The following is a 19,901-nucleotide window of genomic DNA, read 5'->3' as shown; positions in this document are numbered from 1 at the left end:
TTCGGACCTCCAAGCAGGTCGGGATCAAGGTCCCCGCCGGGCGGTAGGGTCGCCGCGGCGGGGACCGCTTATCGGGTGGTTCTGCTACTCGACGTCGAGCGCCTCGGCCAGTTCGAGGCAGTGCGCGATGGTCCTGCTGGTCTCGTGCAGCGTCCGGTCGAACTCCTCCTCGTCGTCGCCGTTCCGGCACGCCTCGGCGAACGCCCGGTTGGCCTTGACCGCCTCGCGCAGCGCGAGGCCGAGGTCGACGTCGATCCCGTCGTACAGCTCGGCCTCCAGCCGGGCCGCGAGGTCGTCGGCGCGCTGGGCGAGGTCGGTCCGGCGCCGGGCCATGTCGCGGACGTCGTCCGGCTCGCCGTTCGGCCAGGTCCCCGGCACGGTCGCCTCGACCGCTTCCTGCTGCCTTTCGGCGTCAGTAGGGTTGCCCATGGGTCAGGACCTCCTTGTCCTGGTCAAGGGCCTCGGTTTGCGGTGGAGTCGCTTGCCGGGGCCCGCCGTACTGGCGGGGGGATGTGAATGAAACTTGGTAGCTACAGAGTAAGCGGAAAGCTGGTAGCTACACAAGTCCTGTGCAAGGATTCTCCGTAGCTACACGACACGCGGAGGAGCGCCCCATGGCCGAGAAGTCCGGCAGGACCCCGACCAGACCCATCCGGGTACCCATTCCGCTGTGGGATGCCTACGGCCGTGTGTGCGAGAGGCTCGGCACGGACCGCACGCCAGATCTCCTCGACCACATGCGCGCGCGGATTCGCGAGTACGGGAACGCTGACGAGCTGGCCATGCTGGAGGAGGCGGAGCAAGAGCTTGCCGAGCGCCGGGCTCGCAAGGGCGGCCGACCGCCGAAGGGCGCATGAGGGGGCTGTGTTCGCGCCCGTTTTACGCCCGCAATATGACCGGTGAACGCCAACAACAGCCAATGACTGCCAACACTTAGAAGCACTGCTTACGCTGGTGAAACTACGATCGCCAACGACAGCCCAACATGATCGATTTGGGCGTCTGGAAGGACGCGGGTTCGATTCCCGCCACCTCCACGGCACACGAAGCCGCTGATCAGACGAGTTCTGGTCGGCGGCTTCTTGCGTTCGTCAGCGGCCGGACGGCCGTGGACGAGCAGATGGCCCCTCGCTCCTGGTGAGGGAGGGAGGGGCCACTGGGGGAGCGTCCGGGCTCAGACATGAACCCGGTCGCTGTCGAGCAGCATCGCCGCCTCCGAGGCGGGGATGGTGACGACGACCCGCGGAGCACGCCACATCTCGTCCGAGGACGTGAACGTCTTGCATCCGCACAGGCCGCACTCGGCGATCCCGTTGGTCGGTTCGACCGGCTCCGCGATCTCGACGGTGAAGTCGGCGGCGAAGTCGGTGTAGTAGCCGAAGAATTCACAGAGGACGCTGCCGGCCTCCTCGATGATCTCCTTCTCGCTCCCGGCGATCACGTTGATGAGCTCGACGACCAGGGCGCCCAGGGGCGCCTCCGCGTCGGTCGAGACGATCACCTCGGGCGCGAGGAACGTGTCCTGCGTCTCGGCCGCCACCTCGTCCATCTGGCATCCGATGCACTCCCACAGGCCGCGAGAGCGGATCGGACCGGCGATCGTGACGTGCAGCTCGGCGTTCCCGCCGATGTCCTCGCGGCCGAGGCCGCGGGCCCTGTCGAGGATCTGCTGAGCGGTGTCGCCGGGAACGTTCTTGTAAGCGGTGTCCATTGGAGCACCTCCAAGTCGTGGGACGACGCTTGCGCGCTCGTCCCTGCTTTTCTTTGATCGTGTCGCCCTATTGATCGTCCGACGCGGACCGGGGGAGGCAACATCACCGTGACGGTGTCGTCTCGGGCGGTTCGCCGGTCCGGTAGCTTGCCGGCGTGGACGTACGGGTTACCGGGGTCGTGATCGAGGACGGCCGGATTCTGCTGCTGGACCAGGACACCGACACCGGACGTTCGTGGTCCTTGCCGGGAGGCAAGGTGGAGGAGGGCGAGCCGCTGGCCGCTGCCCTGGTCAGGGAGATGCGGGAGGAGACCGGCGTCGACGTGGAGGCCGGCCGGCTGCTGTACGTCTGCGATCACATTCGCGGTGGCGCGCACGTCCTGCACATCACCTTCGAGGCGCGCCGCGTGGGCGGCACGGCCGGGGTCGTGGCCGGGACGGCGGACTCCCGGCCGATCCGCGGAGTCGAGTTCGTGAGTCTCGCCGACCTGGTGCCGCTCGGTTTCGGCGAGCGGTTCGTCGCCCTCGCGAGGGCCGGTTTCCCTGGAGCCGGCTCCTACATGGCCGCCAAGAGCGACATCGGCCTCTGAGACGCCGGCCTCGGCGACCGCGAGGCCCGCCGCGACACCACCTCCGCCACGCTGAAGGCCGTCATCAACGACCCCCGGCGCCGCCGAGGCGCGCCGGGGGCCCAACGGGCTCATCACCCGCCTCCTGCCAAGAACCTTTGCCTTGCACCGCTCGGCTGACCGGCCGCGATCCAGCCGTCGGGGGGCTAGCGGCGCACCTTGTACCGCAGGTGCAGCACCCGCTCGCCCTGGATGACCACGTGGGGGTCCTCCAGCAGGTACTGCCGGTCGACGGCGCCGAAGAAGCGTTTGCCCGTCCCGAACACGACCGGCACCACGTCCATCGCCACCTCGTCCACGAGACCGGCCGCGAGGATCTGTCCGCCCACGTCGCCGGCGTTCACGGCGACGGTCCGGTCCCCGGCGAGTTCCCGCGCCTTCTCGATCGCGGCCGTCACGTCGCCGGCGAAGTGGTACGACGCCTCGGGGTGCCAGCCCTCGGGCTTGGGCCGGTGGGACACCACGACCACGTGGTCGCCCGCGGGCGGCCGTCCCTCCCAGCCGTTCACCAGGTCGAACAGGGTGCGGCCCATCACGATCGCGCCGATCTCCGCCCACGTCGACCGGACGTACTCCGCCGACGACGTCGAGACCCTGATGCCGCTTCCGGTCCCGGAATGGTCGTACTCCTGGTCGCCGCCTCCGCCGATCGGGACGTCCCCGTCGAAGTACCAGTCGTGAAGCGTCCCGACCTGGTCCTCGTCGTCGGCGATGAAGCCGTCGACCGACATGACGCTGTGCATGATCACTGTGCCCACGGGTCCCCCTCGGTCCTTGCGTCCTCGCGTCCTCGCTCCGATCTTGTCGTCTCCAGGAGCGGCCGCGCTTGTAAGAAATCAATCGGCGGGCATCGGACCGCTGTCGGGCGGGAAGCCCGCCTCGGCGGGGAACCGGCGCCGCAGGGCCAGGTACTCCGCCGGGGTGTGGCCGGTGAAGTCCTTGAACTCCCTGCTGAAGTGGGCCCGGTCGAAGTAGCCCGCCGCGTGGGCGAGGTCCGACCAGTCGACCGGGCGCAGGGCGTCCACGGAAAGGATCAGCCGCGCGAAGCGGTAGATCCGCGCCACCCGTTTCGGGGTGACACCCACGTGGGACTTGAACTGCACGGCCAGGTGGTTGCCGCTCACCCCGGCGGCGTCGGCCAGCGCCCCGACCGGGGCCGCGCCGTGGGAGGTCTCCAGGCGCCCGCCGGCGTGCTGGACCAGGCCGAGTCCGCGCGGGGGCGCCTCGGCGAGCCGCGACCGCAGCTCCTCCTCCACCACCCGCAGCGCCTCGCCGGCCGATGCGCTTTCGCCGGCCCGGTCGCGGATCCGGTTCAAGGACCGCTGCCAGACGGCGTCGGCGGGCACCCAGCGGTCACGCAGCTCGGTCACCGGCACGTCGACGAACGGCGACAGCCCCCAAGGCTTGAAGTGAACCCCGACCAGCCGCACGCGCGCGGGGTACTCGACGAGGAAACGCCGGGTCCATACGCCCATGAACCATCCGTCGGCGAGCACGGCCGGGGGCACCGAAGGGTCGGAGTCCCGCAGGAGGGCGGGTTCGCCCAGGTTGATGAACAGATGTGCGGACGGCATCGGCGGCACGTTCATCCGGCGGTGGCGCGGCACCCCGGACAGGCAGTAGATGTCGTCGATGAACCGGTCGAGCGGCGGTGCGGGCACCCGGCCGACGTATCTCATCGCCTCAGTGTGGCCGACCGGGGCAATGGTCTCCACGCGGGTGCGGTGGAGACAGCGCCTTACGATCCGATCCGCTATGACTTCCTCCCGTATCGGCGATCGTGACCAAGCGGTTGCTCAGAGTAAGTTCCTCGTGGTGCCGCATCGTGTTCCGTCCGCGATGCGCGGGCCAGGGGAGGAGCCGTCGTGCTGTACGGGGTCGACGTGGCGAGTTATCAGGGCAGACCAGACTGGCGGCGAGTCCACGCCTCGGGAGTCCGGTTCGCTTTCTCCAAGGTCAGCGAATCGACCACCTACGTGAATCCGACCTGGAGCCACAACCGCTCGGCGATGCTCGCGCTGGGCGCCGGCTTCGTACCGGGCGGCTACCACTTCCTTCATGGGGGTGACGGGGCCGCGCAAGCCCGCTACTTCCTGGACAGGGCCGGTGACGTGTCCCGCCTCGCCGTCGCACTCGACGTCGAGGCGTCCGGCGCGGACGCGACCACTGCCCGGGCGTGGGTGGCCGAGGTGAAGCGCCGCACCGGCGGGCATCCCGTCATCGGCTACTTCCCGCGCTGGTACTGGGAGGAGCACGGCCGGCCCGACCTCGGCTTCTTCGACACGATCTGGCAGTCGCGGTACGTGACGGGCTCCGGCTCTCCGGCCGCCCTCTACCGGAAGGTCCCCGCCTCTTACTGGATCCCGTACGGCGGAGAGCCGATGTCGATCCTGCAGTACTCGTCCAGCGGCTTGGTACCGGGCATCACGGGCCGCTGCGACGTCAACGCCTTCCGCGGCTCGCTCGCGGAACTGAAGGCGCTGGCCCTCGGGTCACACGAGGAGGACGAAGTGCCCATCCGCAGCAGCTACGGCAAGTCCAGGCCCCAGGCTCTGGCGTGGGGGCGGTTCACTGTCCTCAACTGGGACGTCACCCACGCCGACCCGGCCGACTCCCACTCGGAACCGGACAAGGACCATCCCGACGGCTATCCCGGCTACGTGGCTCCGCTCTCCACGTGGGCGGACATCACCGCCGTCGTCGGCGTCGAGGGAATGGGCCCCGGCGACGAGTACCAGATGCGGTTCGAGGTCCACGACTGGAAGAACGGCCAGTCGGCCGGGGTGTGGTCCGAAACCCGAGCCGACGCCCTGGCCACCAGCGGCGCCCAGTACGTCACCGGCGCCATGCCCAAGGGCCTCAGCAAGGGCCAGCACGTGTACGTCGCGATCGCCGTGTTCCCCTCCGGAGGCGACCCCGGCGGCCGCCCCGCACCCCGCGCGACGTCAGGCCGCTGGACCATAGCCCAGGACCGCAGCTGACCAGGAACGGCTCTAGGGTGCCTGTCCGAATGCTCGCCACTCTGGGGCGAGCACTGACCAGACCTCTATGTCCTGCCGCACTCCGCGGTAGAGGTAGCTTTCCCGCAGGGTGCCGTCCTTCGTCATCCCGAGCCGCTTCGCCACCGAGATGCTGGGCTGGTTGGCGGCCGAGACGTGCCATTCCACGCGGTGGATGCCGCGCTCTTCGATGGCCCAGTCGATGATGGCGCGCACCGCTCTGGTCACCAGTCCCTTGCCCGCCGCCGACGGCTCCAGCCAGCAGCCGGCCTCGGCGGTGCCCTGGGCGACGTCCATCGACACGAAGAGGACGCCGCCCACCAGCCGTCCGTCGACCCAGATCCCGTAGATGCGCCCCCTGTCGGCTGCGGCTTTGTCCGCGTACGCCTGCAAGTGCGCGCGGCTGGATTCCAGGTCCGTGACACGGTCCGGGAGCCCGACGTGCCGGCCGATGAAATCGCGTCCCCGGTCGATGTGGGCCAGGAACTCGTCCGCCTGCCATGGTTCGAGGGGGCGCAGCTCCGCACCGTCGTCGCCAAGGGACACCGCGTACATCCACGCCTCCACGGTCAGAACCAGCACAGACTGCGGTGGATCCTCTCACGGCCCGGCACCCGAGCCCCATGCGCCGACGACGTCCCCGCGACTGGCGCCCCGTGACTGGCGATGCCTTGCGCCTGAAGAATCGTTTGTACATGCTCGTTCCGATCCGCGATGGTGGCCGAGACTTCGGCGCCGAGAGGAAGGGGTGGCCGTGGGCGGCGTGCTTCGTGGTGCGGCCTGGGTCGGGTTGGGCGCCGCGGCCGTGGCGGCCGGGGCCCTGGTGATGGCACTGATCGTCACTGATCCGTCCCCGCCGATCCTCGCGGACGACCCGCCGCTGCCCAAGCCCGCGCCGAACTCCGTCGCGCTGCCTTCGAACACTCCCGAGCAGCTCGCCGTCGTCCGCGCGTGCATGGTCGGCGACCCTCGCGTCTCGGTGCCGGACCCCGGGGATCCGAGGAGCGAGGCGAGGGTGACCGGGTCGGGGACGCGGGTATCCGATTTCCGGGTGTTAGCCACCTCTGTTCGCGACTCGCGCGGACGGACGGTGCTGCTGGGCAGCAGGGCCGCCTACCGGCTCTGCTCGCTCGACCGGTCCGGGAGGCCGAGTGTGAGCGACACGAGCCTTCATCAGGCCGCCCGTGTCTGGGGGGTGCCCCTGGGGCAGGTCTCCGAGAACGTGGTCTATGACGACACGGGCGGGGGCAGTTTGGACGCCGGCGGGCCCGACGCCGAGCCGGGGTGGGAGATGCACGTGGCCGGTCGGCTCCCGGTGTCAGGCGGCACGCGTGTCACGTTCACGGCCTCGGGGGGCGGATCCGCGGAAGCGCCGGTGACCGATCGTTTCTTCGTCCTCAGGAAGACTGGTGCCGGTCTCCAAGGCCCCGAAGTCGGGCGGGTCGAATCAGCGACCGTCAGGCTCTACAAAGGCCGCCGCGTTCTGAAGGAGTTCTCCACACAGGTGGAGGCGGGTGTCCTGCGTTAGAGAATCGCGGGCGTCGGGCCGTCGCGGTGGTTCAGGGGCGCCAGGGCATGTGCTGGAGGGTCCAGGTATTGCCGTCCGGGTCGGCGAAGCGGGCGTAGAAGACGCCGCCCATGTCCTCGACCGGGTCCACGTCGGCGCCGCGCTTGATGAGGTCGGACCTGGCCTGCTCGATGTCGCTGACGACCAGGTGCAGGCCGCGCTGCGTCCCGACCGGCATGTCCATGCCCGGCAGGCCCTCCGTCAGCGCGATCGAGCAGGCCGAGCCCGGCGGGGTGAGCTGGACGTAGCGGACGCCGTCCGCGGGTCGTACGTCGACGTCGGCGTTGAAGCCGAGACCGGTGTAGAAGTCCTTGGCCCGGTCGATGTCCTCGACGGGCACCGGGACGAGTTCGAGCATGAGCATTCCGGGGCGGACGGGCAGTACCGGACTTGGGGACTCGGTCATGGGTGGTGTCCTTTCGAGAGCAGGTCGTCGAGTCGGTCGTAGGACTCGCCCGCACCGCGCCGCATCGGGCTGCGGAGCACGCTGTCGCGTGTCGCGCGGGTGGGGTAGCGAACGGTGATGTTCATGGCGGTGCGGCCGTCCCGCTCGTCGAAGACGGTGGTGACCAGGGCCTCGCCGGCCTCCCAGCCGTCGCGGATCTCGCTCTGTACCAGCCGCGCGGGCGCGTCCACCTCGAGGAAGACGCCGCCGTAGCCCATCTCGGCGCCGCCCGGGCCGTGCGAGACGAAGCGCCAGGCGCCGCCGGGACGCAGGTCGATCTCGCAGACGGCGAGCCGCCAGCCGCGGGCGCCGTGCCACTGCATGAGCAGTTCCGGACGGGTGAACGCGTCGAACACCCGCCGCCGGGGCGCGTCGAACGTCCTGCTGAGCAGGATCTCGGTGTCGGACGGCGCGCTGACCGCGAGGCCGGCTCCACGGGGCTGCCAGACGGTCACGAGTCGTCCTGCTCTTCGAGCCGTGCGAGCAGCTCGTCGAGTTGCCGGTAGCTCTCCTCCCAGTACTGGCGGAAGTCGGCGAGCCAGTCCAGGGCCTCCCGGAGGGGGCGGGCCTCAAGCCGGCACGGCCGCCGCTGCGCGTCCCGGCCGCGCGAGACCAGGCCGGCGCGTTCGAGCACGCGCAGGTGCTTGGACACGGCGGGCTGGCTCATGGCGAACGGGGCGGCCAGCTCGCCCACCGACGCGTCGCCCTGGGTGAGGCGGGTCAGGATCGCCCGCCGGGTCGGGTCGGCCAGCGCGGCGAAGGTGGTGTCCAGAGTGCGGGTGTCCAAGGCAAACCTTTCGGTTCTATAACCAGTTGGTTTTGTAGTCGATGGCCGCGAGGTCTGTCAAGCGGGGGCTGCGAACCAGAGGGGACATCGGGTGATGAGCCGGCCGGAATTGCCCGTCTGCATATGGGCTGAAAGATCTATGTTTGGGCGATGCGGATCGAAGTGCTTTCAGACCATCCGGGAGCTCAACTTCAGAACACCGACGCGGCGATCGCCCGCGAGCGAGACCGCATCGCCGAGCACGGCCGGGCCGTGGAGGCCCTCCGCCGCCGGCAGCAGGCCTCGCGCCGATGGTGGCAGTTGGGCAGGTGGCTCCGCGACGCCCGGGAACTCCAGGCCGCCCAGCGGGCCGCGCCGGTGGCCGACCCCGGGGTCCTGCACCGGCGCGCGCAGCAGCAGGCCGGCGTCGACGCCGAGGACCGGGTGGCGTCCGAGCTCGAACGCTTCCTGCGCGGGGACTGGACGCTGTTCCGCGGATACGCCAACCGGCGCGGCGAGGTCGACCATCTGCTGGTCGGGTCCGGCGGGGTCTGGGCGGTCGAGGTCAAGGGCCGCGGCGTCCGGGTGCACGTCACCGGCGACGACTGGCGTTTCGAGAAGTTCGACCGCTACGGCAACCGGGTGGAGTCGGGCGTCCTGGCAGACGGCCGGGGGCGGAGCTGGGGACGGCAGGTCGGCGAGGTCGCCGGGGCGCTGGAGGAGTTCCTGCGATCCCGCGGCGCGTCCGTCCCGGTGCGCACCGCGGTCGTCGTCATGCACGACCGGGCGGAACTCGGCACCTGCCGCAATCCGGGCGTGGACGTCGTCGGCATCGGAACCCGGTCCCTGCTGGACCAGATCTCCAGGACCGCCGCCGTCCTCGACCGCGAGACCCAGCACAAGATCGCGAACCTGGTCCGGCGCGACCACCGCTTCCACGCGCGGCGCCGGTCGGGAGGGCGCCGCTGACCGCCGCGGCCCGCCCAGACCGGGCTACGTCAGGTCACGGCGCCGTGAGGGTGGCCATGGCGCGGTCGGGCTCCCAGTGGGCGCGCAGGGACGTGATCCTGCCTGCGCCGTCCACCGTGTAGACGAGGACGCAGTCGATGGTCATCGTGGCGCCGTCGGGCGTCGTGGTCGTGATCGTGGCGACGTTGGCGCAGCAGGGGCCGTTGGCGAAGGAGTCGGCGACGCGGAAGCGGAAGCCGGCGATCGTCGAGATGAAGGAGTTCCAGAAGTTCTCGATGCCGTCCGGGCCCCGGTGGCCCGCGCCCTCCGGATCGAGGAAGGACGGGCCGACCGGGTCCTCGATGAGGGCGTCCGGGGCGAACAGGGACAGCCAGTCGTCCTTGCGGCCCTCGGCGACGGCGGTCATGGAGGCGCGGGCGGCGCGGCGGGCCGGGTGGTCGGCGTCGGGGGCGTCCCAGGCGATGGCATCCACTGTAACGTGTTCTCGTTTCGGGGTCAGGAGGCGGTCTTGGCGATGACGGTCTCGGCGAACCGTTCGAGTTTCTCGATCTTCTTGTCCAGCGGCTCGGTGTCGGGTCCCTCGGCGTAGGGCGTCCGGAAGCCGACGATCACGTCGGTGACGCCCTTGTCCTCCAGCCGCCTCACCCCGTCGGGCGTGTAGGCGTCCATCGAGATGACGTGCACCTCGAAGGGGCCGCCCGCCTTGCCCTCCGCCTCGCGGATCCGGTCCAGCCGGGCGAGCAGGCCGTCCAGGTCGTCGCCGCCGCCCGCGTGCATCCAGCCGTCCCCGCGCACGACGGCGCGGCGCAGCGCGGCCTCGCTGTGCCCGCCGACCAGGATCGGGAAGGGCCGCGCCGGGCAGATCTTGATGGCCGGGACGTCGAAGTGCTCGCCGTGGTACTCGAAGTACCCGCCGGCGCTCAGGCCGCGCACGATGTCGATGGCCTCGTCCATCCGCCTGCCGCGCCGCTCCCACGGGACGCCCATCACCTCGAAGTCCTCGCGCCAGGGGCTGAGCCCGACGCCGAGGGCGAGCCGCCCGCCGGTCAGGCACGCGACCGACGTCGCCTGCTTCGCGACCAGGACGGGGGGACGTACCGGGAGCTTGAGCACGAACGGCGTGAACCGCAGCCGGGAGGTCACCGCCCCCATGGCCGCGATCAGCGTGAACGTCTCGATGAAGGGCTTGTCCTCCAGGAACTCCCGGCTCCCGTCGGCGGTGTACGGATACACCGAGTCCGACTCCTTCGGGTACACCAGCGAGTCGGCGACCGACATGCTCGTGTACCCGGCCTCCTCGGCGGCCTTGGCCAGCGGCAGGTAGAACGACGGGTCCGTCATGGCCTCGGCGTAGGTGAACCTCATGCGGAAATAGTAGAACGTGTTCCACTTCGGTGCCAGGGGCGCCGCGCTGTTGCCCGGGGGTGCGCGGGGTGGTTCGGTGGGGGCATGGAGCGCAGGATCGCGATCGTCACCGGGGGGACCTCCGGGATCGGGAAGGAGATCGCGCGGGGGCTGGCCCGGGCGGGGATGCTGGTGGGGATCGTCTGCCGGAACGAGCTGCGCGCCGCCGCGACGGTGGAGGAGCTGACCGCGGACGTGCCGGGCGCGCGGGTCGAGACGTTCATCGGCGACCTGTCGGTGCAGATGGACGTCCGGCGGGTGGCGGCGTCGCTGGAGGAGCGGTTCGACCGGCTGGACGTGCTGGTCGACAACGCGGGCGTCTACCTGCTGCGGGCCAAGGTCAGCGCGGACGGGTACGACCGCGTGATCGCGACGAACCACCTGGGGCCGTTCCTGCTGACGAACCTGCTGCTGGGGCTGCTGGAGAAGGGCGCGCCGTCGCGGGTGGTGGTCGTGGCGTCGGAGGCGCACCGGTTCTCGGACCGGCTCGACGTCGAGCGGATGGCCGAGCCCGGGTCGTACGGTCCGTCCGGGGCGCTGCGCGTGTACGGGCGGTCGAAGCTGCTCAACATCCTGTTCGCGCAGGAGCTCGCCAGGCGGATGGAGGGCAGCGGCGTCACCGCGAACGCGGTCTGCCCGGGGTTCGTCGCCACGAGCCTTGGAAGGGACGTCCGCGGCACCGAGCGGATCCTGGCCCTGTTCTCGCACACCCCGGTGTTGCGGACCCCGGCGCAGGGAGCGCGTATGGCCTTGCGGCTCGCGCTGGACGAGGAGTTCGAGGGGTGCAGCGGCGGCTACTACAGCACGACGCCGGGAGCCGGAAGGCTGCCGACGGTCGAGGCCTTGAAGGATTCGGAACTGCGGCGCGCGGTTTGGGACCGTTCTGTCCGTCTTGTGGGGCTGCCTGCCCTATAGGGTCAGGGTGCGTGAGCCAACCGTACGGACCGCCTGACCGACCCGGTGCCTGGAGCGGCCCGCCGCAGCCGGGCCCGCAAGCAGGCCCCCCGCCGAGCCCCCAGGCAGGCCCCCAGCCGAGCCCCCACCAGCCCCACCCTCCGCAGCAGCCGAGCCCGCCGCCGCGGCCGTCGGCGTTCAAGGACTTCTTCAACGGCGTCGGCTACCTGCTGCGCGGCATCGGATGGGTGGCGCGGCACCCCGCCCAGTGGCTGTTCGGGCTGATCCCCGCGCTGATCGTCCTGGCGGTGTACGCCGCGGCGCTGGTCTTCCTCGCGTACCGGATCGACGACCTGGCCGGATGGGTGACGGGCTTCGCCGACGGCTGGTCCGACGCGGTGCGCACGTCGGCGCGGGTCGTGGCCGGGATCGCCCTGTACGGGGCGGCCCTGTTCCTCGCGGTCATCACGTTCACGGCGGTGACGCTGCTGGTGGGCGACCCGTTCTACGAGGCCATCGCGGTCCGGGTGGAGGAGTCGCGGGGCGGCGCGCCGCCGGAGCCGGACGTCCCGCTGCTGGTCCAGATCGGGCGGGCGGTCAAGGACGCGCTGATCCTCGGGGCCGTGGCGCTGGTGTTCGCGGTCGTGTTCTTCGCGTGCGGGTTCCTGCCGGTGGTGGGGCAGACGGTCGTCCCGGTCGTCGCGGCGCTGGTGTCGGGCTACTTCCTCGCGGGCGAGCTGACGTCGATCGCGCTGGAGCGGCGCGGGCTGCGGCGCCGGGACCGGTTCGCGCGGCTGAAGGCCCACCGCCCGCTGGCCGTCGGGTTCGGCGCGGCGACCTTTGTGGTGTTTCTCATTCCGCTCGGCGCGGTGCTCGCGATGCCCGGCGCGGTGGCCGGCGGGACGCTGCTGGCGAGGGAACGCCTGGCCGACGACCCGGCGGCCGAGGCGGGCCTGACGAGTCCCGCGTGAGCGCCCGGGGCGTCGGCACCGAGGCGATGAGAAGATGTGTCCTGAGCGTGATGACCGGCCGGAACGGCACGAGTGATCTTGGCGTAACGTGTGCCGCATGTCCGATCAGGGGGAGCGCAGTGTGCGCTGGACCGAAATGAGCGAGAGCGAGCCGCGGGACGGCGCGGAGGGCGCGACCGGGCCGCAGGCGGCCTTCCCCGAGCCGAAGGTGCCGGAGGTGCCGGTGCCCCCGCCGACGGGCCGCACCGACTTCTCCGCGTCCGGCGGGGGCGCCGGGGCGCACGACGTCTGGGGCAAGGTCGAGACCGGGCGCCGGGAGCCCGCCGTGCGCGAGGAGCCCGACCCCGAGGACGTCAAGGTGGCGCCCGTCGCCGAGGAGAAGCCCCCCGCCGAGGAGGCGCCCCAGTGGGAGGGCTCGCTCTTCGAGGAGGGCGACGGCGACGGCGGCGGCGACGACAGGTACGTCCCGGCGGTCCCCACCGGGTCCGGGCAGCCGGCCAAGCCCGGCAAGCCGAGCAGCGGCAACTGGCAGATGCCCGACTGGATGGCGGACGAGGACGCCGCGGACGCCAAGCTCGGCGGCTCGCCGAGGCCGCAGCGCGACGTCCTGGACGAGCGCGGCGGCCGATCCCGGCTCGTGCTGTTCGGCGGGATCGGCCTGCTGGTGGTCGCGCTCCTCGCGGCCGGCGGCGTCTACTTCATGAAGAGCGGCGACGACGAGCCGGCCGAGACCGCCGACCCGCCCGGCAACGCCGACCGGCGGGCCGCGGCGGAGCAGTCCGAGGCGGCGCAGGTGGAGATGCCGCCGGACAAGCGCCTCGCGACGTTCCCCGGGAAGCCGAGCCGGATGCTCGGGCGGGTCGACGACGTCCACTCCGGGCTGTCGTACCCGCGGCTCGCCGCCCCCTGGCAGGTGCCCACCAAGAAGAACAAGCTGGGCACGCCGGGATGGTCGGGGCAGCAGATCCTCCTGACCGAGCGGCACGCCGGGCGGTTCTGGTACGGGCAGCTCCTCACCGGCACGCTGATCCCGTCCCTGCAGAGCGCCTACCAGGGGCCGGACAGCGTGAAGACCGTGGCCGGGCTGGCCGCGAAGAGCTACGAGGCGCAGTACTACGCGTTCCCCCACAAGACGGCCCCGCTCGCGTCGCAGGCGCTGAACGTGGGCGGGCGCAAGGGCTGGCTGGTCGCCTCCTACCTCACCTACAAGCGGTCCGGGGTGCGCGCGACGGGGGAGATCGTCGTCCTGGCGGTGGTCGACACCGGCCGGAAGGCGCCGGCGGTGGTGTTCGCGTCGATGCCGAACACGAACCGCAAGCAGTGGCCGGACGTCAACCAGTTCCTCGGGCAGCTCAAGCTCGCCTCCTGACAACCGAATCCCGTTCTAATACGCTGGGCCACCCCTGAGAAAGGTGTGGCCATGGCCATCGGGCTGACCGAGGAACACGAGGCGCTCGCGGCGGCGGTGCGAGGCTTCGCCGAACGGGCCGTCACACGGCAGGCCGTCCGGGACGCGGACGCGGGCTTCTGGCCCGCGCTCGCCGGGCAGGGGCTGCTCGGCCTGCACCTGCCCGAGGACGCCGGCGGCGAGGGCTTCGGGATCCTGGAGCAGGCCGTCGCGCTGGAGGAACTGGGCCGCGCCCTCGCTCCCGGCCCGTACGCGCCGACCGTGCTGGCGTCCGCGATCCTGCACAAGGCCGGGGCGGACGTGCGCGGCCTCGTCGCGGGGACCCGCAAGGCGGCGGTCGGGCTTTCGGGGGGCCTCACCACGAACGGCTCCACCGTCTCCGGGACGGTTCAGCCGGTGCTGGGCGCGCCCCTGGCCGACGTCTTCGTGCTCCCGGCCGGTGACCGCTGGGCCGTCCTGGATCGGGACGACGTCACCGTCGAGCCGCTGGAGTCTCTCGATATCACCCGGCCGGTGGGATCGGTCACGGTCGAGGGCGTGTCCCTTCCGGACGACCGCCTCATCAGCGGCGTGGACGTGCACGCCCTCGCCACCGTCCTCCTGGGCGCCGAGGCGTGCGGTGTGGCGGGACGTGCCCTGGACGACGCCGTCGCGTACGCGAAGCTGCGTGAGCAGTTCGGCCGTCCGATCGGCCAGTTCCAAGGCGTCAAGCACAAGTGCGCGCGGATGCTCATCGCCGTCGAGCGCGCCAGGGCGGCGGTATGGGACGCCGCGCGCGCCCTGGACGAGCCGGAAGACCAGCGCGCCTACGCCGCCGGGGTGGCGGCCGTCCTGGCAGCGGATGCCGCCGTCACCTGCGCGGAGGGCAACATCCAGGTCCACGGAGGCATCGGCTACACCTACGAGCACGACGCCCACCTTCTCTACCGGCGGGCCCTCACCCTCCGCGCGCTCCTGGGGCGGGCGAGCACGCACCGCGCGGAGGTCGCCGCGCTCGCGGTCGGCGGCGTCCGGCGCCCGATGAGCATCGAGCTGGCGGAGGACGCGGCGCCGGTCCGCGAGGAGATCCGCGCCCGCGTCGCCGAACTGGCCGCGATGGAGCCGCTCGAACAGCGGGCGGCGATGGCCGAGGGCGGCTGGGTGACGCCGCACCTGCCGAAGCCGTGGGGGCGGGACGCGGGCCCCCTCGAACAGATCGTGATCCAGCAGGAGCTCAGGGCGGCGAAGGTGCGCCCGGTGCCGCTGATGATCGCGGCGTGGGTCGTCCCCTCGCTGGTCCGGTACGGGACGGCGGAGCAGCAGGACCGCTTCCTTCCGCCGACGCTGCGCGGCGAGATCATCTGGTGCCAGCTGTTCTCCGAGCCGGGTGCGGGCTCCGACCTCGCCGGGCTGCGGACCCGCGCCGAGCGCGCCGAGGGCGGCTGGACGATCACCGGGCAGAAGATCTGGACGTCGCTGGCCCGCGAAGCGCGGTGGGCGATCTGCGTCGCGCGCACCGATCCGGACCGTCCCAAGCACGACGGGATCACCTACTTCCTCGTCGACATGGAATCGCCCGGCATCGAGGTCCGCCCGCTGCGCGAGTGCACCGGCGACGCCGTGTTCAACGAGGTGTTCCTCGACGGGGTGTTCGTGCCGGACGACCTCGTCGTCGGCCCGGTCAACGAGGGCTGGCGCGTGGCCCGCACGACGCTGGCCAACGAGCGGGTCGGGCTGACGAGCAGCTTCCAGCTCGGCGGCGACCTGCCCAAGCTGCTCGACCTCGCGGCCGGACTCGGCCTGGACGGCGACCCGCTCGTCCGCGACGGGATCGGGCGCCTCGCCTGCGACGAGCACGCGTTCAACCTGCTCGGGCTGCGCGCCACGCTCAAGCGGCTGTCGGGCACCGACCCGGGCGCGACGGCGAACGTCCGCAAGCTGGTGGCGATGGAGCACGGCCAGCAGGTCACCGAGTTCGGGTTCACGCTCCTCGGCGAGGAGGGCGCCCTGACCGGCGGGCGCCGCGACCCCCTGCGCGCCCGCTGGACCCGCTACCTGCTCGCCTCCCGGGCGATGACGATCGGCGGCGGCACCACCGAGGTCAACCTGAACGTGATCGGCGAGCGGATCCTCGGCCTGCCCCGGGACCCCGAGCCGGTCGGGTAGCGTCCAGGCTCACATGCGGGAGCGGACTGCTTGACCGACCGGACGCGGCACCTGGTGGCCGCCCTCACCGGCCTCGGGCTCGGGCTCGCGGCGCTGGGGCCGGGGCTCGCGCCCGGCTTCGTGCTGTCCTACGACATGGTGTTCGTGCCCGACCCGGCGTTCACCCGCCTGACGTTCGGGCTGACGGGGGTCGTGCCCCGGCATGTGCCGAGCGACGCGTTCGTCACCGCGCTCGCCGCGATCGTCCCGGCGGACGCGGTGCAGAAGCTCGTCCTGCTGGCCGTCTTCGTGATGGCGTGCACGTCGGCGGCGTCGCTGGTCCCCTCTCCCCGGTTGCTGCCGCGCCTGGCCGCCGGCGTCTGCTACGCCTGGAACCCGTTCGTCGCCGAACGCCTGCTGCTCGGACAGTGGGCCCTCCTTCTCGGCTACGCGGCCCTGCCGTGGGTGGTGGCGGCGGCCGCGCGCACGGAGGAGCCCGGCGGTGGCCGCCGCCTCGTCCGCGCCCTCCTGCCCGCCGCGATCGGCGGCTTCGCGGCGCTGGCGGTCTCCGCCATGACGGCCCTGGCCGTCGCCCTCGTGACCTCGTCGGGGTCCGGCCGCCTGCGTGACGGGCTTCGCGCCGGCCTGCGGGTCGCGGCGGCCGCGGCCGTGCTCAGCCTGCCCTGGCTGGTGCCGGGGGCGCTGCGTCCCGCGGGCCTGCCCGGGGACGGGACGGCCGTCGGCCTGTTCGCGGCCAGGGCGGACACCCCGTTCGGGACGCTCGGCAGCCTGCTCCTGCTCGGCGGGGTGTGGAACGGCGAGACGGTGCCGAGCGGCTACGGGGCGCCGGTCACCGCGACGATCTGGCTGGTCGTGGTGGTGGTCGCGCTGGCCGCCTACTGGAGATGGTGCAGGGAGCCCGGCTGGCGGCGGGGCGCGGCCGTCGCGGCTGCGGCCGGGTTCGCCGTCGCGGCCTGGGGAGCGGTGGCGGCACCCGTCCTCGAAGGCGTCATCGGCCTCTGGCCGGGGTTCGCCGTCCTCCGGGACGGGCAGCAGTTCGCGGCCCCGCTCGCCGTCGTGGTCGCCGTGGGGCTGGGGACGGCCGCCGACCGGGCGGCCGAGGCCCGGTGGCCGGGAGTGGCCGCCGCGGCGACGGCGGTCCCGGTCCTTCTCCTGCCGACGCTGGCGTGGGGTGCGGCGGGCGATTTGCGGGCCGTCCGATACCCGGACGACTGGGCGCGCGCACGGCAGATCATTGACGGCGACCCCGCCCCCGGGGACGTGCTGGTCCTGCCCTGGGCGTCCTACCGGAGCTACCCGTGGAACCACGGCCGCCGGGTGCTCGACCCGATGCCCCGCCACCTGCACCGCCGCGTCATCGTGGACGACGCCGTCACGGTCGGCGGGACGACCGTCGCGCCCGAGGATCCGAGGGCGGTCGAGCTCGCGCCCGCCGCGCGGACCGGAACCCCGCCCGTGACCACGTTGCGTGACAAGGGAGTACGGTACGTCGTCGTGGACGCCGAGCCGGAGGGCAACCGTCCCTCGGGCCCGGCCACGGAGGTGCTGCGCGGCCCTGACCTGGTCGTATATCGGATCGACGGGGTCGCGGGCGGGGCCCGTGACCCACTCCCGGTCGCGCCCGTGGTGGCCGCGTGGGTGCTGACCGGTCTCGCCGTTTCCTGGTCAATCAGGCCCTCAAGGACTACTCTGAGCTTCCCGTTACTCGGCGGTATCACGCCCCGCAGACCCGACCCCCGACGAAGGACCCCCTGATGCGCATCGCCATCGCCGCAATCGTCGGCGTCCTGCTGGCCTCCGGAGCCTCGTTCGGCGCCGTCCAGCTCGCAAGCGCTTCCCAGAAGGACCCCGTCATCAAGCCGCTGTACAACTACGGCTCCCGGTGACGTGTAGGCCCTGATGGGGACCAGGCGTGACCGGCCCGCCCTTCTGGAGATCGTCGTTCCCGCCTTCAACGAGGCCGACAGGCTTCCGGCGGGACTGGATCTGCTGTGCGGCAAGCTCGCGGGCCTCGCGGCGCGGGCCGAGGTCATCGTCGTCGACAACGCCAGCACCGACGGGACGGCCGGCATCGTCGAGTCGTGGGACGGGCCGGTCCCCGTCCGGCTGGTGCGGTGCGAGCGCCGGGGGAAGGGAGCGGCGGTCCGCGCCGGACTGCTCGCGACACGGGCCCCTTACGTGGGCTTCATGGACGCCGATATGGCAACAGACCTCGCCGCGCTGGACGAAGCCATCGTCCTGCTGCGCGAGGGCCGCCCGGTCGTGGTCGGGTCAAGGCGCCACGGTCGGTCGGTCGTCCAGGGGTACGCGCTGCCCGTCAGGCGCCTCGGCGCCATCACCTTCAACCGGATCGTCCGCGACCTCGTGGGCGGCATCCCCGACACCCAGTGCGGGTTCAAGTTCTTCTACGGCCCCCTGGGACGGGCCGCCGCGGAGGACCTGCGCACGTCGGGCTTCTCGTTCGACGTCGAACTCCTCGCCCACTGCGTGCGGCGCGGAGCGTCCGTGACGGACATCCCGGTGGTCTGGCGTGACCGTCCGGGATCGACGTTCTCGGTCCGGCGGCATTCACTGCAATGCCTGCTCGACCTGGCCCGGATCCGCGCGCGCGCCGGAGTCCGGTTGCCTCTCATGCCGGTGAGGCCGAACATCCCGGTCGTGCCGCTGCGGGCGGTGTTCGGTGAGCCGAGCCCGGTGCCGGCCGCCCTGTCCGAACCCATCGCCCTGTCGAGTTCGGTCGCCCTGTCGAACGCGGCCGCACTGGCGGAGAACGTACCCACGCCGCGCGCGAAGACGGGATGAGCGAGAAGCTGCGGCTGGCGGTCGTCAACTGGAGGGATCCCTGGCATCCCTCCGCAGGCGGCGCCGAACGCTACGCGTGGGAACTGGCGCGCAGGTTCGCCGGTGAAGGAGCCCGCGTCCATTACGTGACGAGCAGGGCACCGGGGCAGAGGCGCAGGGAACGGGTCGAGGACGTGGAGTTCGTACGTCTCGGCGGCCGTTTCACCGTCTACCCCTTCGTCCTGCTGTGGATGCTGGGTTCCCGCCTCAGGCGGCGGCGCTTCGACGCGGTCGTCGACTGCCAGAACGGCATCCCTTTCTTCACGCCGTGGGTCATGCCGTGCCGGGTCCCGGTGTTCTGCGTCATCCACCATGTGCACGACGCTCAGTTCGGCCTGTACTTCCCCAGATGGCTCGCGTGGGTCGGCCGAGTCCTGGAGGGGCCGGTGAGCCGCTGGACCTACCGGCGGCACGCGTTCGTCGTCGTCTCGCCGTCCACGGAGCGTGCCGTCAGGGAGCGGCTGGGCTGGAGCGGTCCGACCTACGTCGTCCCCAACGGAACGGTGGTCGCCGAACCCGACGGCGCGGTCCCGGAGCCCGCCGGGGACCCGGATCTCGTCTGCGTGACCCGGCTCGTCCCGCACAAGCGCCTCCCTCTCCTCCTCGACCTCGCCGGCGACCTCGCCGAGACCCATCCCGGGCTGAAGCTCCACATCGTCGGCGACGGCCCCGAGGCGGCCGCGCTCGCGACCGGGATCAGAGCCCGCGGCTTGGAGAAGGTCGTCATCGCGCACGGCTACGTCGCCGAGAACGTGAAGGCGGCCCTGGTCGCCCGCGCCGACCTGCATCTCAGCACGTCCCAGGGCGAAGGCTGGGGCCTCAGCGTCATCGAGGCCGCCGCGTTCGGCGTCCCCACCGTTGCGCACGACGTGGACGGCCTGCGCGACGCCGTCCGCGACGGGGCCACCGGATGGCTCGTCCGCGAGGGCGACGACCAGGCCGACGTCGTCCGGCGCGCCCTCAAGGAGCTCGCCGACCGCGCGGAGCGTGATCGCATCGCCACGGAATGTCAGAGGCGGGCGGCAGAGTTTGACTGGGCGCGCACCGCCGCCCGGATGCGGGACCTCGTCGCCGCCGCCGTCCGGGCCCGCGAGGCCGGTGCGCGAGGCGACCGAAGGTACGGTGACGGACACCCTGGCTGACGCCCGGGAG

General features: G+C 71.9%; 23 protein-coding genes. 13 read left to right on the top strand and 10 right to left on the bottom strand.

Features of this window, described 5'->3' with window-relative positions:
- Positions 1-84: 84 nt before the first annotated feature.
- Positions 85-429, bottom strand: a complete 345-nt coding sequence (locus tag AB0K37_RS02075; RefSeq protein WP_363973412.1) for a hypothetical protein — start codon at positions 427-429, stop codon at positions 85-87.
- 185 nt (positions 430-614) lie between these two features.
- Between AB0K37_RS02075 and AB0K37_RS02070 the strand changes: the two genes are divergently transcribed.
- A complete protein-coding gene (locus tag AB0K37_RS02070; RefSeq protein ID WP_363973409.1) occupies positions 615-857 on the top strand; it encodes a hypothetical protein in 243 nt (80 codons plus the stop codon).
- 317 nt (positions 858-1,174) lie between these two features.
- Here AB0K37_RS02070 and AB0K37_RS02065 read toward each other — a convergent pair whose 3' ends face one another.
- The gene (locus AB0K37_RS02065) at positions 1,175-1,711 is read right to left on the bottom strand and encodes a hypothetical protein (protein ID WP_363973406.1); all 537 of its coding nucleotides are present in this window, start codon (positions 1,709-1,711) and stop codon (positions 1,175-1,177) included.
- Positions 1,712-1,866: 155 nt separating this feature from the next.
- Between AB0K37_RS02065 and AB0K37_RS02060 the strand changes: the two genes are divergently transcribed.
- Positions 1,867-2,301 carry an NUDIX hydrolase gene (locus tag AB0K37_RS02060; protein WP_363973403.1) on the top strand — a complete coding sequence of 145 codons (435 nt, stop codon included), beginning with the start codon at positions 1,867-1,869 and terminating at the stop codon, positions 2,299-2,301.
- A 185-nt stretch (positions 2,302-2,486) separates the two neighbouring features.
- Here the strand turns inward: AB0K37_RS02060 and AB0K37_RS02055 are convergent, their stop codons facing one another.
- Both AB0K37_RS02055 and AB0K37_RS02050 read right to left on the bottom strand, forming a co-directional pair.
- Positions 2,487-3,098, bottom strand: a complete 612-nt coding sequence (locus AB0K37_RS02055) for a dihydrofolate reductase family protein (protein WP_363973400.1) — start codon at positions 3,096-3,098, stop codon at positions 2,487-2,489.
- 78 nt (positions 3,099-3,176) lie between these two features.
- On the bottom strand, positions 3,177-4,019 hold the full coding sequence (locus AB0K37_RS02050; RefSeq protein ID WP_363973397.1) for a helix-turn-helix domain-containing protein: 843 nt from the start codon (positions 4,017-4,019) through the stop codon (positions 3,177-3,179).
- 186 nt (positions 4,020-4,205) lie between these two features.
- Between AB0K37_RS02050 and AB0K37_RS02045 the strand changes: the two genes are divergently transcribed.
- Positions 4,206-5,321, top strand: a complete 1,116-nt coding sequence (locus AB0K37_RS02045; protein WP_363973394.1) for a glycoside hydrolase family 25 protein — start codon at positions 4,206-4,208, stop codon at positions 5,319-5,321.
- Between the two features lie 12 nt (positions 5,322-5,333).
- Here AB0K37_RS02045 and AB0K37_RS02040 read toward each other — a convergent pair whose 3' ends face one another.
- Complete coding sequence (locus tag AB0K37_RS02040; RefSeq protein WP_363973608.1) at positions 5,334-5,894, bottom strand: GNAT family protein; 561 nt, start codon at positions 5,892-5,894, stop codon at positions 5,334-5,336.
- Between the two features lie 199 nt (positions 5,895-6,093).
- Here AB0K37_RS02040 and AB0K37_RS02035 point away from each other — a divergent pair, with 199 nt between their 5' ends.
- Positions 6,094-6,867 (top strand): hypothetical protein, encoded by a 774-nt coding sequence (locus tag AB0K37_RS02035; RefSeq protein WP_363973391.1) that lies wholly within the window; start codon positions 6,094-6,096, stop codon positions 6,865-6,867.
- 31 nt (positions 6,868-6,898) lie between these two features.
- Here AB0K37_RS02035 and AB0K37_RS02030 read toward each other — a convergent pair whose 3' ends face one another.
- From AB0K37_RS02030 to AB0K37_RS02020, 3 genes are read right to left on the bottom strand one after another with little or no spacing between them, the layout of a single operon-like run.
- Positions 6,899-7,312 (bottom strand): VOC family protein, encoded by a 414-nt coding sequence (locus AB0K37_RS02030; protein WP_363973388.1) that lies wholly within the window; start codon positions 7,310-7,312, stop codon positions 6,899-6,901.
- Positions 7,309-7,806 (bottom strand): SRPBCC family protein, encoded by a 498-nt coding sequence (locus tag AB0K37_RS02025; protein ID WP_363973385.1) that lies wholly within the window; start codon positions 7,804-7,806, stop codon positions 7,309-7,311. The genes AB0K37_RS02030 and AB0K37_RS02025 overlap by 4 nt, the downstream gene beginning before the upstream one ends.
- Entirely contained in the window at positions 7,803-8,138 is a 336-nt protein-coding gene (locus AB0K37_RS02020) for a metalloregulator ArsR/SmtB family transcription factor (protein ID WP_363973382.1), read from the bottom strand. The genes AB0K37_RS02025 and AB0K37_RS02020 overlap by 4 nt, the downstream gene beginning before the upstream one ends.
- 150 nt (positions 8,139-8,288) lie before the next feature.
- On the opposite strand from AB0K37_RS02020, the gene AB0K37_RS02015 reads away from it, so the two are divergent.
- Positions 8,289-9,086: a nuclease-related domain-containing protein gene (locus AB0K37_RS02015; RefSeq protein WP_363973379.1), complete on the top strand. Its 798-nt coding sequence runs from the start codon at positions 8,289-8,291 to the stop codon at positions 9,084-9,086.
- A 34-nt stretch (positions 9,087-9,120) separates the two neighbouring features.
- Here the strand turns inward: AB0K37_RS02015 and AB0K37_RS02010 are convergent, their stop codons facing one another.
- Positions 9,121-9,558, bottom strand: coding sequence for a nuclear transport factor 2 family protein (locus AB0K37_RS02010; protein WP_363973376.1), 438 nt, complete (start codon positions 9,556-9,558; stop codon positions 9,121-9,123).
- Positions 9,559-9,581: 23 nt separating this feature from the next.
- On the bottom strand, positions 9,582-10,451 hold the full coding sequence (locus AB0K37_RS02005) for a TIGR03619 family F420-dependent LLM class oxidoreductase (protein WP_363973373.1): 870 nt from the start codon (positions 10,449-10,451) through the stop codon (positions 9,582-9,584).
- Positions 10,452-10,535: 84 nt separating this feature from the next.
- On the opposite strand from AB0K37_RS02005, the gene AB0K37_RS02000 reads away from it, so the two are divergent.
- The 8 genes from AB0K37_RS02000 (at position 10,536) to AB0K37_RS01965 (ending at position 19,891) form a co-directional block, all read left to right on the top strand.
- Positions 10,536-11,405, top strand: coding sequence for an SDR family NAD(P)-dependent oxidoreductase (locus AB0K37_RS02000; protein ID WP_363973370.1), 870 nt, complete (start codon positions 10,536-10,538; stop codon positions 11,403-11,405).
- An 11-nt stretch (positions 11,406-11,416) separates the two neighbouring features.
- Complete coding sequence (locus AB0K37_RS01995; protein ID WP_363973367.1) at positions 11,417-12,355, top strand: EI24 domain-containing protein; 939 nt, start codon at positions 11,417-11,419, stop codon at positions 12,353-12,355.
- 97 nt (positions 12,356-12,452) lie between these two features.
- Complete coding sequence (locus tag AB0K37_RS01990) at positions 12,453-13,724, top strand: hypothetical protein (protein WP_363973364.1); 1,272 nt, start codon at positions 12,453-12,455, stop codon at positions 13,722-13,724.
- Positions 13,725-13,775: 51 nt separating this feature from the next.
- Positions 13,776-15,908, top strand: coding sequence for an acyl-CoA dehydrogenase (locus AB0K37_RS01985; protein WP_363973361.1), 2,133 nt, complete (start codon positions 13,776-13,778; stop codon positions 15,906-15,908).
- Positions 15,909-15,938: 30 nt separating this feature from the next.
- Entirely contained in the window at positions 15,939-17,663 is a 1,725-nt protein-coding gene (locus AB0K37_RS01980; RefSeq protein WP_363973359.1) for a hypothetical protein, read from the top strand.
- Entirely contained in the window at positions 17,663-17,794 is a 132-nt protein-coding gene (locus AB0K37_RS01975; RefSeq protein ID WP_258942032.1) for a hypothetical protein, read from the top strand. Before AB0K37_RS01980 ends, AB0K37_RS01975 begins: the two co-directional genes overlap by 1 nt.
- A 13-nt stretch (positions 17,795-17,807) precedes the next feature.
- Entirely contained in the window at positions 17,808-18,710 is a 903-nt protein-coding gene (locus AB0K37_RS01970) for a glycosyltransferase (protein ID WP_363973355.1), read from the top strand.
- Positions 18,707-19,891 carry a glycosyltransferase family 4 protein gene (locus AB0K37_RS01965; protein WP_363973352.1) on the top strand — a complete coding sequence of 395 codons (1,185 nt, stop codon included), beginning with the start codon at positions 18,707-18,709 and terminating at the stop codon, positions 19,889-19,891. The genes AB0K37_RS01970 and AB0K37_RS01965 overlap by 4 nt, the downstream gene beginning before the upstream one ends.
- The last annotated feature ends 10 nt before the right edge of the window (positions 19,892-19,901 follow it).

Source organism: Actinomadura sp. NPDC049753 (assembly GCF_040674655.1).
Taxonomy (GTDB): Bacteria; Actinomycetota; Actinomycetes; order Streptosporangiales; family Streptosporangiaceae; genus Spirillospora; species Spirillospora verrucosospora.
Note: the sequence above shows the minus strand (reverse complement) of the source record. Positions and strands in the feature narration are given on the sequence as shown.

Excerpts from the sequence above, each read along its gene's own strand:
- AB0K37_RS01975 (WP_258942032.1), top strand. The coding sequence starts at position 17,663 with ATGCGCATCGCCATCGCCGCAATCGTCGGCGTCCTGCTGGCCTCCGGA.
- AB0K37_RS02065 (WP_363973406.1), bottom strand. The coding sequence starts at position 1,711 with ATGGACACCGCTTACAAGAACGTTCCCGGCGACACCGCTCAGCAGATC.
- AB0K37_RS02050 (WP_363973397.1), bottom strand. The coding sequence starts at position 4,019 with ATGAGATACGTCGGCCGGGTGCCCGCACCGCCGCTCGACCGGTTCATC.
- AB0K37_RS01970 (WP_363973355.1), top strand. The coding sequence starts at position 17,808 with ATGGGGACCAGGCGTGACCGGCCCGCCCTTCTGGAGATCGTCGTTCCC.
- AB0K37_RS02000 (WP_363973370.1), top strand. The coding sequence starts at position 10,536 with ATGGAGCGCAGGATCGCGATCGTCACCGGGGGGACCTCCGGGATCGGG.
- AB0K37_RS02015 (WP_363973379.1), top strand. The coding sequence starts at position 8,289 with ATGCGGATCGAAGTGCTTTCAGACCATCCGGGAGCTCAACTTCAGAAC.
- AB0K37_RS02070 (WP_363973409.1), top strand. The coding sequence starts at position 615 with ATGGCCGAGAAGTCCGGCAGGACCCCGACCAGACCCATCCGGGTACCC.
- AB0K37_RS02040 (WP_363973608.1), bottom strand. The coding sequence starts at position 5,894 with ATGTACGCGGTGTCCCTTGGCGACGACGGTGCGGAGCTGCGCCCCCTC.
- AB0K37_RS01965 (WP_363973352.1), top strand. The coding sequence starts at position 18,707 with ATGAGCGAGAAGCTGCGGCTGGCGGTCGTCAACTGGAGGGATCCCTGG.
- AB0K37_RS02030 (WP_363973388.1), bottom strand. The coding sequence starts at position 7,312 with ATGACCGAGTCCCCAAGTCCGGTACTGCCCGTCCGCCCCGGAATGCTC.
- AB0K37_RS02075 (WP_363973412.1), bottom strand. The coding sequence starts at position 429 with ATGGGCAACCCTACTGACGCCGAAAGGCAGCAGGAAGCGGTCGAGGCG.
- AB0K37_RS01985 (WP_363973361.1), top strand. The coding sequence starts at position 13,776 with ATGGCCATCGGGCTGACCGAGGAACACGAGGCGCTCGCGGCGGCGGTG.
- AB0K37_RS01990 (WP_363973364.1), top strand. The coding sequence starts at position 12,453 with ATGTCCGATCAGGGGGAGCGCAGTGTGCGCTGGACCGAAATGAGCGAG.
- AB0K37_RS02005 (WP_363973373.1), bottom strand. The coding sequence starts at position 10,451 with ATGAGGTTCACCTACGCCGAGGCCATGACGGACCCGTCGTTCTACCTG.